This window comes from Citrobacter sp. CK198, assembly GCF_030333295.1.
GTDB classification, from domain to species: Bacteria; Pseudomonadota; Gammaproteobacteria; order Enterobacterales; family Enterobacteriaceae; genus Citrobacter_B; species Citrobacter_B koseri.
Genome location: NZ_JAOWGE010000036.1, coordinates 202,597 through 216,069, shown reverse-complemented (window position 1 = coordinate 216,069; position 13,473 = coordinate 202,597). Strand labels below are relative to the sequence as shown.

The following is a 13,473-nucleotide window of genomic DNA, read 5'->3' as shown; positions in this document are numbered from 1 at the left end:
ATTTATTTACCGTTTTCGCACCGCATCGCGGTGCTTTTCTGGAAAAGCAACATGTCGTATACACCGATGAGCGATCTCGGACAACAAGGTTTGTTCGACATCACTCGTACATTATTGCAGCAGCCCGACCTGGCGTCGCTCAGTGAAGCGCTTTCGCAACTGGTCAAGCGCTCAGCGCTGGCCGACATCGCGGCTATTGTGTTATGGCAGCCACAGACACAACGCGCGCGTTATTATGCAACTCGCGAAAATGGTAAACCTGTCGCGTATGAAGACGAAACCGTGCTGGCACACGGCCCGGTTCGGCGCATTCTCTCGCGCCCCGATGCGCTGCACTGCAATCATCATGAATTCAGCGAAACCTGGCCGCAACTGGCGACAAGCGGGCTGTACGGTGAATTTGGCCACTACTGTTTGCTGCCGCTGGCCGCTGAAGGGCGCATTTTTGGCGGCTGCGAATTCATCCGCCAAAACGACCAGCCGTGGAGCGAGAAAGAGTACGAACGTCTGCAAACCTTCACCCAGATTGTCGCAGTGGTCGCTGAGCAAATTCAGTGTCGGGTCAGCAATAACGTTGACTACGATCTCCTGTGCCGTGAGCGCGACAACTTCCGCATTCTGGTGGCGATCACCAATGCCGTGCTTTCACGGCTGGACATCGACGAACTGGTGAGCGAAGTCGCGAAAGAGATCCACCACTACTTTAATATCGATGCCATTAGCATCGTCCTGCACAGCTCCCGCAAAAACAAGCTGAGCATCTATTCCACACATTATCTGGATGAACATAATCCCGCGCATGAACAAAGCGAAGTGGACGAAGCGGGAACGCTCTCTGAACGGGTTTTCAAAAGCAAAGAGATGCTGCTGATTAACCTGAACGAGCGGGATACGCTTGCGCCGTACGAACGTATGCTGTTCGACACCTGGGGCAACCAGATACAGACCCTGTGTCTGCTGCCGCTGATGTCCGGCAATACAATGCTCGGCGTGCTGAAGCTGGCGCAATGCGAAGAGAAAGTGTTTACCACCGCCAACCTCAAACTACTGCGCCAGATTGCCGAACGCGTGGCGATTGCCGTGGACAACGCCCTCGCCTATCAGGAAATTCACCGGCTGAAAGAGCGTCTGGTCGACGAGAACCTGGCGCTTACCGAGCAGCTCAATAACGTGGATAGCGAATTTGGCGAGATAATCGGTCGCAGCGAAGCCATGTACAACGTGCTCAAGCAGGTGGAGATGGTGGCGCAAAGCGACAGCACCGTCCTGATCCTCGGTGAAACAGGAACCGGTAAAGAGCTGATCGCCAGGGCGATTCATAATCTGAGCGGGCGTAACGCACGGCGAATGGTGAAGATGAATTGCGCGGCGATGCCCGCGGGGCTGCTGGAAAGCGATCTGTTTGGTCACGAGCGCGGCGCCTTTACCGGCGCCAGCGCGCAGCGTATTGGCCGCTTTGAGCTGGCGGATAAAAGCTCGCTGTTTCTTGATGAAGTGGGCGACATGCCGCTGGAGCTACAGCCGAAACTGCTGCGCGTGCTCCAGGAGCAGGAATTTGAACGTCTGGGCAGCAATAAACTGATCCAGACGGACGTCAGGCTGATCGCCGCCACCAATCGCGATCTGAAAAAAATGGTGGCCGATCGTGAGTTCCGCAACGATCTCTATTACCGTCTGAACGTCTTTCCGATCCAGCTCCCGCCGCTGCGCGAGCGCCCGGAGGACATTCCGCTGCTGGTCAAAGCCTTCACCTTTAAAATCGCCCGCCGGATGGGGCGCAACATCAACAGTATTCCTGCCGAAACGCTGCGCACGCTGAGCAATATGGAGTGGCCGGGGAACGTCCGCGAGCTGGAAAACGTCGTCGAGCGCGCCGTTCTGCTAACGCGGGGCAACGTGCTGCAACTCTCGCTGCCGGACATGGGAATGCTCACGCCGGGCGCGCCGCCGGTCGCCACCGAAGTCGCCCAGGAGGGCGAGGATGAATTTCAGCTCATTATGCGCGTGTTGAAAGAGACAAATGGCGTGGTGGCGGGGCCAAAAGGCGCCGCGCAGCGTCTGGGGCTGAAGCGCACCACCCTGCTCTCTCGCATGAAACGATTAGGCATTGATAAAGATGCATTGGTATAGCATCTCTGGCTATACTGGCAGATATCTCAACGAAAGGAGGCAGTATGGCGGTATCAGCACGTAATCAACTGACCGGTACGGTTAGCGCAGTCGCAACGGGTGCGGTGAATGATGAAGTTGAACTGACGCTGGCGGGCGGCGCAAAACTGGTGGCGATTGTCACTCACAGCAGCCAGCAGGCGCTGGGTCTGACAAACGGAAAAGACGCCATTGCTTTGATTAAAGCCCCCTGGGTTACTCTGGCAAGCGAAGATTGCGGCCTGAAGTTCTCCGCCCGCAACCAGTTTGCCGGTAGCGTATCTCAGGTGACGGAAGGCGCAGTCAACGCGACTGTACACATCAAAACCGACGCTGGTTTTGAGATTGTGGCCGTTGTCACCAATGAGAGTCAGGAAGAGATGAAACTGGCGCAGGGCAGCCGCGTTATTGCGCTGATTAAGGCGTCAGCGATTCTGATTGCGACCAAAGCGTAATGGTGTTGCCCGATGGCGCTAACGCTTATCGGGCCTACGCAACTGCGATTAACTCCCGCCATCCGGCAAGACACATTTATTTCTTGCGCTGATATTTTTCCGGCAATTCCGGGACGGGGCGTTTGTCATCAATAAGGTGACGGATGGTCAAAATCGGATGGCGCCAGAGCATTCTTGGGCCTGCCCAACGCATGATCTGCTTCATCTCCTCACGCTTCGCGGGCTGATAACAGTGCACCGGACACTGCTTACAGGCCGGTTTTTCCTCGCCAAACACGCACTTATCCAGCCGCTTTTGCGCATAGGCAAACAGCGCATCGTAATGACCTTGCTCGTTTGAGGCCTGCGGGCACTGGCTCTCGTACAGCGCGATCATTTTTTTAATCGTCAGTTTTTCACGAGCAATACGCTTACCGGACATGATGCCTCCACAAATAAGTTGCATAAATAATACACCTTATCTTCTCTCAGGACTATCACCCTAAGGTGACACATCCTTAGCGCCCTACGTAAATAAGAATTATTTTCATTTATCTATACCTTGTGCTATATAACATAGCAAAGGCTATATTCGATGAATAATTAACCGCATTATGATGAGGGATACTATGCCGCACTTGCTCCGTCTGAAATCCATTCTCCTTGCCAGCGCGCTGGCGATGCTTGCGCTGTCGCCTGCTTATGCAAAAGATAAATTTAAGGTCATCACAACGTTTACCGTCATCGCCGACATGGCGAAAAACGTAGCGGGCGATGCGGCGGACGTCAGTTCAATCACGAAGCCTGGCGCGGAGATCCATGAGTATCAGCCGACGCCCGGCGACATTAAGCGGGCGCAGGGCGCGCAGCTGATCCTCTCTAACGGCCTGAACCTGGAACTGTGGTTCGCCCGGTTCTACCAGCACTTATCCGGCGTGCCGGAAGTTACGGTATCCAACGGCGTGAAGCCGATGGGCATTACCGAAGGGCCGTATAACGGCAAACCCAACCCGCACGCCTGGATGTCGGCGGAAAATGCGCTGATTTACGTGGATAACATTCGCGATGCGCTGGTGAAATACGATCCAGATAACGCCGCGACGTACCAGAAAAACGCCGAAAACTATAAAGCCCAAATCCGCCAGACGCTCGATCCACTACGCGACGCGCTGGCGAAGATTCCTGCCGACAAACGCTGGCTGGTGACCAGTGAAGGGGCGTTTTCCTATCTGGCGCGCGATAACGACCTGAAAGAGCTGTACCTCTGGCCGATCAACGCCGATCAGCAAGGCACGCCTAAACAGGTACGCAAAGTGATCGACGCGATCAGGGAACATCACATCCCGGCGGTGTTCAGCGAAAGTACCGTTTCCGATAAACCGGCCCGCCAGGTCGCGCGTGAATCCGGCGCGCACTACGGTGGTGTGCTATATGTTGATTCTCTGAGCGCTGCCGACGGTCCGGTGCCGACGTATCTGGATCTGCTGCGCGTCACAACTGAAACCATCGTCAGCGGCATCACTGACGGGCTGAGGAGCCAGAAATGAGTCAATCTGCGATTACCGTTGATCGCGTCACGGTGACGTATCGCAATGGTCACACTGCCCTGCGGGACACAACGTTTCAGGTGCCTGGCGGCTCAATTGCCGCGCTGGTTGGCGTCAACGGTTCAGGGAAATCGACGCTGTTTAAAGCATTGATGGGGTTTGTCCGACTGGCGAAGGGAGAAATCGCCATCCTGCAACAGCCCGTCAACAAAGCGTTGAAACAGAATCTGATCGCCTATGTCCCGCAATCTGAAGAGGTGGACTGGTCGTTTCCGGTACTGGTGGAAGATGTGGTGATGATGGGGCGCTACGGCCATATGGGGTGGCTGCGCCGCCCCAGCGCGCGTGATCGTGAGAGCGTGGACGCCGCACTGGCGCGGGTGGACATGCTGGAATATCGCTATCGGCAGATTGGCGAGCTTTCCGGCGGGCAGAAAAAACGCGTCTTTCTGGCCAGAGCCATCGCCCAGGACGGGCAGGTTATTCTTCTGGATGAGCCTTTTACCGGCGTTGACGTGAAAACCGAAGCCCGCATTATTGCCCTGTTGCGCGAGCTGCGCGATGAAGGCCGCACCATGCTGGTTTCAACGCATAACCTCGGCTCGGTAACGGAGTTTTGCGATTACACGGTGATGATCAAAGGCACCGTGCTGGCGAGCGGCCCGACGGAAACCACCTTCACCGCTGAAAACCTCGAACTGGCGTTCAGCGGCGTATTGCGTCATGTGGCGCTGAGCGGCGGCGAGGAGCATATCATCACCGACGACGAGCGTCCCTTTATCTCACGGCGCGCGGCAGGCGGAGGAGAATCATCATGAACTGGCTTGTGGAACCGTTCGGCTACCAGTACATGCTCAACGCCATGTGGGTCTCGGCAATGGTCGGCGGCCTGTGCGCCTTTCTCTCCTGCTATCTGATGCTTAAAGGCTGGTCGCTGATTGGCGACGCGCTTTCCCACTCCATCGTCCCCGGCGTGGCGGGCGCGTATATGCTGGGACTGCCCTTCTCTCTCGGCGCGTTTCTCTCCGGCGGCCTGGCGGCGGGCAGCATGCTTTTTCTCAACCAGCGTTCACGCCTGAAGGAAGACGCGATTATCGGTCTTATCTTCTCCTCTTTCTTTGGCATCGGGCTGTTTATGGTTTCGCTCAATCCGATGTCGGTCAACATCCAGACCATTATCCTCGGCAACGTGCTGGCTATTGCGCCGGAAGATATTCTGCAACTGGCGATCATCGGTACGGTCTCTCTGGTGATTTTGCTGCTGAAGTGGAAAGATCTGATGGTGACTTTTTTCGACGAAAACCATGCGCGATCGATTGGGCTTAACCCCGCCCGGCTGAAGCTGCTGTTTTTCACGTTGCTGTCGGTCTCCACCGTCGCCGCTCTGCAAACCGTCGGCGCTTTTCTGGTGATCTGTCTGGTGGTCACGCCTGGCGCCACCGCCTGGCTGCTGACCGATCGTTTTCCGCGCCTGTTAACCATCGCCGTCGCCATCGGCAGCCTGACCAGCTTTTTCGGCGCCTGGCTCAGCTACTGGCTGGATGGTGCGACCGGCGGGATCATCGTCGTCCTGCAAACGCTATTGTTTCTGCTGGCGTTTATCTTCGCCCCGAAACACGGCCTGCTTGCCAACCGCCGTCGTGCGCGCCTGAATAAGGAGACCCCATGCGCTTAACCGCCTTACTGGAACCCTTCCAGTTTGATTTTATGATCAACGCGCTCATGGTCTCGGCAATTGTGGCGATCCCCTGCGCGTTATTGTCGGTGTTTCTGGTGCTGAAAGGCTGGGCGTTAATGGGCGACGCCATGAGTCACGCCGTGTTCCCCGGCATTGTGCTGGCCTATATCGCCGGTATTCCGCTGGCTATCGGCGCGTTTATTGCCGGGCTATTCTGCGCGGTTGCCACCGGCTATCTCGACGATAACAGCCGTATTAAGCGCGATACCATCATGGGAATCGTCTTCTCAGGAATGTTTGGCGCAGGGCTGGTGCTGTACGTTTCTATCCAGTCTGAAGTCCATCTGGATCATATTCTGTTCGGCGATATGCTGGGCGTGTCCATCAGCGATATTCTGCAAACGGCGCTGATTGCGCTGGGTATTGCGCTGATTATCGGGCTGAAATGGAAAGATTTTTTACTGCATGCCTTCGATCCGCACCAGGCAAAAGCCAGCGGCCTTAATACCACCCTGCTGCATTATGGCCTGTTGTGCATGATCGCGTTGACCATCGTCGCAACGCTGAAATCGGTGGGGATTATTCTTTCAATCTCGCTGTTAATCGCCCCTGGCGCGATTGCGATTTTGCTGACGCGGCGTTTTGCCCGCGCGCTGATGCTGGCGGTCACGCTGTCGGTCGTCACCTCTTTTCTCGGCGTTTATCTGTCGTTTTTCCTCGACAGCGCCCCTGCGCCAACCATCGTAGTATTGTTCACTGCGATCTTCATCGTGGCATTTATTTACGCTACGTTGCGGGAGCGGCGTTCCGAAATGCAGCTCAAACAGCAGTTATAAAAATCAGAAACGGAATAAGGATCGATAAGTCGTCCATCGCTGCTTTCCCTGAAATGCGTATCTCCGTTATCATGTGCCCCTTATGTGATAACAACGAAAAGAAAAAGCATCGCAATCCATTTAAAATCAGGGAACTGGACACGACTCCATGAGTACAATCGATAATCTCGACGCCCATACCCCCATGATGCAGCAGTATCTCAAGCTGAAAGCTCAGCACCCGGAGATCCTGCTGTTTTACCGCATGGGCGATTTTTACGAACTGTTTTACGACGATGCACGCCGCGCCTCGCAATTACTCGATATTTCGCTGACCAAACGCGGCGCATCGGCGGGCGAACCGATTCCGATGGCGGGCATCCCGCATCACGCCGTCGAAAACTACCTTGCGAAGCTGGTCAATCAAGGGGAGTCCGTCGCAATCTGTGAACAGATTGGCGATCCGGCCACCAGCAAAGGCCCGGTTGAACGTAAGGTCGTGCGCATCGTTACGCCTGGCACCATCAGCGATGAAGCGCTGTTGCAGGAGCGCCAGGACAACCTGCTGGCCGCCATCTGGCAGGACAGCAAAGGCTACGGTTACGCCACGCTGGACATTAGCTCCGGGCGTTTTCGCTTAAGCGAACCGGTTGACCGTGAAACGATGGCCGCAGAATTACAGCGCACTAACCCGGCAGAACTGCTGTACGCCGAAGATTTTGCCGAAATGGCGCTGATCGACGGCCGCCGTGGTTTACGCCGTCGCCCGCTGTGGGAATTTGAAATCGATACCGCTCGCCAGCAGCTAAACCTGCAATTTGGTACGCGGGACCTGATCGGCTTTGGCGTAGAGAACGCACCACGCGGACTGTGCGCCGCAGGCTGTCTGTTGCAGTACGTCAAAGACACCCAGCGCACTTCACTGCCGCACATTCGCTCCATTACGATGGAACGCCAGCAGGACAGCATCATTATGGATGCCGCCACGCGCCGCAACCTGGAGATCACCCAGAACCTGGCGGGCGGCGTGGACAATACGCTGGCTTCGGTGCTCGACTGCACCGTCACGCCAATGGGCAGCCGTATGCTCAAACGCTGGCTGCATATGCCGGTGCGCGACACGAAAACCCTGATCGAACGTCAGCAGACCATTGGCGCGTTGCAGGATGTGACCAGTGAATTGCAACCGGTGCTGCGTCAGGTGGGCGACCTGGAGCGTATCCTCGCCCGTCTGGCCTTGCGTACCGCCCGACCACGCGATCTCGCCCGTATGCGTCACGCCTTCCAGCAGTTACCGGAACTGCGCGCACAGCTTGAAACCGTAACCAGCGCCCCCGTGCAGAACCTGCGCGAGAAAATGGGCGAGTTTACCGAACTGCGCGATCTGCTGGAACGCGCCATTATCGACGCGCCGCCGGTTCTGGTGCGCGACGGCGGCGTTATTGCGCCGGGCTACAACGAAGAGCTGGACGAATGGCGCGCGCTGGCTGACGGGGCGACCGACTATCTCGATCGTCTGGAAATCCGCGAGCGTGAACGTACCGGGCTGGATACGCTGAAAGTCGGCTTTAACGCCGTACACGGTTATTACATCCAGATCAGCCGTGGGCAAAGCCACCTGGCGCCCATTAACTACGTCCGCCGTCAGACGCTGAAAAACGCCGAGCGCTACATTATTCCCGAGCTGAAAGAGTACGAAGACAAAGTTCTGACCTCTAAAGGCAAAGCGCTGGCGCTGGAAAAACAGCTTTATGACGAGCTGTTCGATCTGCTGCTCCCTCACCTGGCAGAGCTGCAACAGAGCGCCAATGCGCTGGCTGAGCTGGACGTGCTGGTCAACCTGGCTGAACGCGCGTATACGCTGAATTATACCTGTCCGACCTTTAGCGATAAGCCCGGCATTCGTATTACCGAAGGTCGCCATCCGGTTGTCGAGCAGGTGCTGAACGAGCCGTTTATCGCCAACCCGCTGAACCTTTCCCCGCAGCGCCGGATGCTGATTATCACCGGGCCGAACATGGGGGGTAAAAGCACCTATATGCGTCAGACCGCGCTGATTGCGCTGCTGGCGTATATTGGCAGCTACGTGCCTGCGCAAAGCGTTGAGATTGGCCCGATCGACCGCATCTTTACCCGCGTAGGCGCGGCGGACGATCTGGCTTCCGGTCGTTCAACCTTCATGGTCGAGATGACCGAAACCGCCAATATTTTGCACAACGCGACCGAAAACAGTCTGGTTTTGATGGACGAAATCGGGCGCGGCACATCGACCTATGACGGCCTGTCGCTGGCGTGGGCGTGTGCGGAAAATCTGGCGAATAAGATCAAAGCGCTGACGCTGTTCGCCACCCACTACTTCGAACTGACGCAGTTGCCGGAGAAAATGGAAGGCGTCGCGAATGTGCATCTGGACGCGCTGGAGCACGGCGATACCATCGCCTTTATGCACAGCGTGCAGGACGGGGCGGCAAGCAAGAGTTACGGTCTGGCGGTAGCTGCGCTGGCGGGCGTGCCGAAAGAGGTGATCAAACGCGCGCGGCAAAAGCTGCGCGAGCTGGAAAGCCTCTCGCCGAATGCCGCCGCGACCCAGGTGGATGGTACGCAGATGTCGCTGCTGTCGGTTGCGGAAGAGACCTCTCCTGCCGTTGAAGCGCTGGAGAACCTCGACCCTGACTCTCTGACGCCACGCCAGGCGCTGGAGTGGATCTACCGGTTGAAGAGTCTGGTGTAAATCAGAAACGCCCGGTGGCGCTACGCTTACCGGGCCTACAAGAAGCATCACAATAAGTAGGCCGGATAAGGCGTAGCCGCCATCCGGCTTTTTTATTAACGCTTATCTTCCGCCAGCAGCGGTGGAATGCCCGGCACCATCGGCGCTTGATCAATATCTTTCTGCGTCATGCGAAACGCTTGCGGGTAATGTTCACGGCTGGTACGGCGTAGCGGCTCGGTATCACGCCAGGTGTACAGACAATGCTGGCACTGATACACCGTCCAGATCCCTTTGACCGGAGAGGTCGCCATCAATTCAATATGTTCATCAGCACAACGTGGACAAATCATCTGCTACTCCTTATTTACGGTTGGCCAGCATGGCAGTCAGCTTTTCAGCCCAGGCTTTGGTTTCCGGTAAATCACATACCGGCTGGCTGTAGTGGCCGCGATTATCCGGCGCAACCGGCGTTGTGGCGTCGATGATCAGTTTGTCAGTGATCCCCGCCGGGCTTGAGCCTGGGTCCAGTTCCAGCACCGACATGTTCGGCAACTGCACCAGATCGCCTGCCGGGTTGACCTTCGACGACAGCGCCCACATCACCTGTGGCAGGTTGAACGGATCGACATCCTCATCAACCATAATCACCATCTTCACATAGCCCAGACCATGCGGCGTGGTCATTGCCCGCAGGCCGACTGCGCGGGCAAATCCGCCGTAGCGTTTTTTGGTCGAGATAATCGCCAGCAGACCGTGGGTATACATGGCGTTAACCGCCTGCACTTCCGGGAACTCCGCTTTCAACTGCTGATACAGCGGCACACAGGTCGCTGGTCCCATCAGGTAGTCGATTTCAGTCCACGGCATCCCCAGATAGAGCGATTCAAAAATCGGTTTAGTGCGATAAGACACTTTGTCGATGCGCACTACCGTCATATTGCGCCCACCAGAATAGTGGCCGGTAAACTCGCCAAACGGCCCTTCAATTTCACGCTTACGGCTTTCGATCACCCCTTCAAGGATCACTTCTGAGCCCCACGGCACATCAAAGCCGGTCAGCGGCGCGGTGGCGATCGGGTATGGGCTTTCGCGCAGCGCGCCCGCCATTTCATACTCAGACTGATCGTATTTCAGCGGCGTGGCGCCCATCAGAGTGATGATCGGATCGTTACCGAGCGTAATAGCAATCGGCAGATCTTCGCCACGCTCTTCCGCCTTATGCAGATGCAGCGCGATATCGTGCATTGGCACCGGTTGCAGGCCCAGCTTGCGCTTGCCTTTCACTTCCATCCTGTAAATACCCACATTCTGCTTGCCGAAGTGATCCGGGTCGAGCGGATCGCGGGAGACGACACAGGCTTTATCCAGATAGAAGCCGCCATCGCCATCGTTGAGGCGAAACAGCGGCAGAATATCAAACAGGTTGATCGCCTCGCCATCAACGGTGTTTTCCGCCCACGCCGGGTTGACACGGCGCTCGGGGGCGACGGGGAACGTGTCCCAGCGGCGGATAAATTCATCAATTTGCTTTTTTACTGGCGTATTAGGCGGCAAGCCTAAAGAGATGGCATGGTTCTGCCAGGAGCCAATAGTGTTCATCGCCACGCGCGCATCCGTGAAGCCACGGATATTGTCGAACCACAGCGCGGGCGCGCCGTCGCCAATGCGCCCGGTTGCGTTAGCCGCAGCAGCCAGATCCGGCTCTGCATTCACTTCTTCACTGATTTTCAGCAGTTGCCCCTGCTCGTCGAGCGCCTGCAAAAAGCTGCGTAAGTCATCAAATGCCATTATTCATTCTCCTGTGAAAAATTCTGCGCCTGCTGCAACCCCTGCCAGCGCCGGGCACGCGGATGCTCCAGACCAAACTGATCCAGCACACGCGCCACAATATGCTGCGTAATATCATCAATAGTTTGCGGATGGTTGTAGAAAGCAGGCATGGGCGGCACCATCGCAACCCCCATGCGGGAAAGGGCGAGCATGTTTTCCAGATGGATCGTGCTGAGCGGCATTTCACGCGGCACCAGCACCAGTTTGCGCCCTTCTTTCAGCACCACATCGGCGGCACGGCCAACTAACCCCTCGGCATATCCTGCGCGAATCCCCGCCAGCGTTTTCATACTGCAAGGCATAATGATCATGCCGTCGGTGCAAAATGAGCCGGAAGAGATCGTCGCCGCCTGATCCGCCGGGTTATGGCAGTAATCAGCCAGTCCGGCAACATCTCGCGCACTGTAAGGCGTTTCCAGCTCAATGGTCGTTTTGGCCCACTTAGACATTACCAGGTGTGTTTCTACTGTCGGCATTTGCCGCAGCGCCTGTAGCAACGCAATGCCTAGCGGCGCCCCCGTTGCGCCAGTCATCCCCACAATCAGTCTCATTCATTACTCCATTTTTGTTCGTATACGAACGTTTTAGATAAAATACGCTACCCGGAATACCTGGACAAGCTTCATTCCCCATAGCCGCACGGAGAGCTAAAAGATTGAGCATTATAAAAATTGCTACAACCCGTTATGATAGCAACAGATATTTTGCCAGGAGCGCACATGGAGTTACGAAACACAGCGTTTCATCTGTTACGTCAGCTTTTTCAACAGCATACGTCCCGCTGGCAGCACGAATTACCGGAACTGACCAAGCCACAGTATGCGGTAATGCGCGCTATTGCTGAGCATCCAGGCATTGAGCAGATTGCCCTAATGGAGGCGGCGGTCAGTACAAAAGCGACGCTGGCGGAGATGCTAAGCCGAATGGAAAGCCGGGGACTGGTGACGCGGGAAAGCGATCCACAAGATAAACGCCGCCGCTTTGTTTATCTCACTGGCGAAGGAGAAACGCTGCTGACCGGCGCCATACCGTTGGGGGATCGTGTGGATGATGAATTTTTAGGGCGCCTGAGCGACGATGAGCGTGAGCAGTTCACGCAGCTGGTGCGCAAGATGATGGGGTAAAGTCAGCCTGGGATATTTTTGTCGGCCCGATAAGCAAAGCGCCATCGGGCAATAAGTGCCGGATGACGGCTACGCCTTATCCGGCCTACGAACTGACGGCCAAAGAAAAAGGCCAGTCGCGAGACTGGCCTTTTTTTGACGAATAATCACTTACTCACGGAACAGCGCTTCGATATTCAGCCCCTGAGTCTGCAAAATTTCGCGCAGACGACGCAGGCCTTCAACCTGAATCTGACGAACACGTTCACGGGTGAGACCAATTTCACGCCCCACATCTTCCAGTGTCGCCGCTTCATACCCCAGCAGACCGAAACGACGCGCCAGCACTTCACGCTGTTTGGCGTTCAGTTCGAACAGCCATTTGACGATACTCTGTTTCATATCATCATCTTGCGTGGTGTCTTCCGGGCCGTTCTCTTTTTCATCGGCCAGGATATCCAGCAACGCTTTTTCGGAATCACCACCCAACGGGGTGTCTACCGAGGTTATGCGCTCGTTGAGACGAAGCATACGGCTGACGTCATCAACCGGTTTATCCAGTTGCTCTGCTATCTCTTCCGCGCTCGGTTCGTGGTCCAGTTTATGCGACAACTCTCGTGCGGTACGCAGATAGACGTTCAGCTCTTTAACAATGTGAATCGGCAGTCGAATCGTACGGGTTTGGTTCATAATGGCCCGTTCGATCGTCTGGCGAATCCACCAGGTAGCGTATGTTGAGAAACGGAACCCACGTTCAGGGTCAAACTTCTCGACGGCACGGATAAGCCCCAGATTGCCCTCTTCAATCAGGTCCAGCAACGCCAGTCCACGATTGCCATAACGGCGGGCAATTTTTACCACCAGACGCAAGTTACTCTCAATCATGCGACGGCGAGAGGCAACATCTCCACGCAGTGCGCGACGCGCAAAATAAACTTCTTCTTCGGCCGTTAACAGTGGCGAATAACCAATCTCACCAAGGTAAAGCTGAGTCGCGTCCAACACACGCTGTGTGGCCCCTTGCGATAACAGCTCCTCTTCAGCCAGGTCGTTATCACTGGGTTCCTCTTCACTCAAGGCTTTTTCGTCAAAAGCCTCTACTCCGTTCTCATCAAATTCCGCGTCTTCATTTAAATCATGAACTTTCAGCGTATTCTGACTCATAAGGTGGCTCCTACCCGTGATCCCTGGACGGAACTAGCAAG

Annotated in this window: 13 protein-coding genes; 8 read left to right on the top strand and 5 right to left on the bottom strand. The window is 55.9% G+C overall.

Annotated elements, in window-relative coordinates; genetic code table 11:
* The first annotated feature begins 51 nt into the window (after positions 1-51).
* Both flhA and OGY62_RS21985 read left to right on the top strand, forming a co-directional pair.
* Complete coding sequence (flhA, locus tag OGY62_RS21990; RefSeq protein ID WP_286460543.1) at positions 52-2,130, top strand: formate hydrogenlyase transcriptional activator FlhA; 2,079 nt, start codon at positions 52-54, stop codon at positions 2,128-2,130.
* A 44-nt stretch (positions 2,131-2,174) separates the two neighbouring features.
* A complete protein-coding gene (locus OGY62_RS21985; RefSeq protein ID WP_012134844.1) occupies positions 2,175-2,603 on the top strand; it encodes a TOBE domain-containing protein in 429 nt (142 codons plus the stop codon).
* A 76-nt stretch (positions 2,604-2,679) separates the two neighbouring features.
* Here the strand turns inward: OGY62_RS21985 and OGY62_RS21980 are convergent, their stop codons facing one another.
* Positions 2,680-3,024, bottom strand: coding sequence for a nitrous oxide-stimulated promoter family protein (locus OGY62_RS21980; protein WP_024130896.1), 345 nt, complete (start codon positions 3,022-3,024; stop codon positions 2,680-2,682).
* 187 nt (positions 3,025-3,211) lie between these two features.
* Here OGY62_RS21980 and sitA point away from each other — a divergent pair, with 187 nt between their 5' ends.
* The 5 genes from sitA (at position 3,212) to mutS (ending at position 9,353) form a co-directional block, all read left to right on the top strand.
* On the top strand, positions 3,212-4,129 hold the full coding sequence (sitA, locus tag OGY62_RS21975; RefSeq protein WP_047461652.1) for an iron/manganese ABC transporter substrate-binding protein SitA: 918 nt from the start codon (positions 3,212-3,214) through the stop codon (positions 4,127-4,129).
* Positions 4,126-4,947, top strand: coding sequence for an iron/manganese ABC transporter ATP-binding protein SitB (gene sitB / locus OGY62_RS21970; RefSeq protein ID WP_058668011.1), 822 nt, complete (start codon positions 4,126-4,128; stop codon positions 4,945-4,947). Before sitA ends, sitB begins: the two co-directional genes overlap by 4 nt.
* Positions 4,944-5,804 (top strand): iron/manganese ABC transporter permease subunit SitC, encoded by an 861-nt coding sequence (sitC, locus tag OGY62_RS21965; protein WP_012134848.1) that lies wholly within the window; start codon positions 4,944-4,946, stop codon positions 5,802-5,804. Before sitB ends, sitC begins: the two co-directional genes overlap by 4 nt.
* Positions 5,795-6,643 (top strand): iron/manganese ABC transporter permease subunit SitD, encoded by an 849-nt coding sequence (gene sitD / locus OGY62_RS21960; protein WP_112001673.1) that lies wholly within the window; start codon positions 5,795-5,797, stop codon positions 6,641-6,643. Before sitC ends, sitD begins: the two co-directional genes overlap by 10 nt.
* 148 nt (positions 6,644-6,791) lie before the next feature.
* Positions 6,792-9,353: a DNA mismatch repair protein MutS gene (gene mutS / locus OGY62_RS21955; protein WP_012134851.1), complete on the top strand. Its 2,562-nt coding sequence runs from the start codon at positions 6,792-6,794 to the stop codon at positions 9,351-9,353.
* Positions 9,354-9,448: 95 nt separating this feature from the next.
* Here the strand turns inward: mutS and OGY62_RS21950 are convergent, their stop codons facing one another.
* Genes OGY62_RS21950 through OGY62_RS21940 form a run of 3 tightly spaced genes read right to left on the bottom strand, consistent with a single transcriptional unit; the run spans position 9,449 to position 11,716 of the window.
* Entirely contained in the window at positions 9,449-9,685 is a 237-nt protein-coding gene (locus OGY62_RS21950; RefSeq protein WP_012134852.1) for a non-oxidative hydroxyarylic acid decarboxylases subunit D, read from the bottom strand.
* A gap of 10 nt (positions 9,686-9,695) precedes the next feature.
* Positions 9,696-11,123 carry a non-oxidative hydroxyarylic acid decarboxylases subunit C gene (locus OGY62_RS21945; RefSeq protein WP_071257925.1) on the bottom strand — a complete coding sequence of 476 codons (1,428 nt, stop codon included), beginning with the start codon at positions 11,121-11,123 and terminating at the stop codon, positions 9,696-9,698.
* Complete coding sequence (locus OGY62_RS21940; RefSeq protein WP_286460542.1) at positions 11,123-11,716, bottom strand: non-oxidative hydroxyarylic acid decarboxylases subunit B; 594 nt, start codon at positions 11,714-11,716, stop codon at positions 11,123-11,125. Before OGY62_RS21940 ends, OGY62_RS21945 begins: the two co-directional genes overlap by 1 nt.
* Positions 11,717-11,884: 168 nt before the next feature.
* Between OGY62_RS21940 and OGY62_RS21935 the strand changes: the two genes are divergently transcribed.
* The gene (locus OGY62_RS21935; protein ID WP_104868265.1) at positions 11,885-12,289 is read left to right on the top strand and encodes a MarR family winged helix-turn-helix transcriptional regulator; all 405 of its coding nucleotides are present in this window, start codon (positions 11,885-11,887) and stop codon (positions 12,287-12,289) included.
* 150 nt (positions 12,290-12,439) lie between these two features.
* On the opposite strand, the gene rpoS is transcribed toward OGY62_RS21935, so the two are convergent.
* Positions 12,440-13,432, bottom strand: coding sequence for an RNA polymerase sigma factor RpoS (gene rpoS, locus OGY62_RS21930; protein WP_000081498.1), 993 nt, complete (start codon positions 13,430-13,432; stop codon positions 12,440-12,442).
* Positions 13,433-13,473 lie beyond the last annotated feature (41 nt).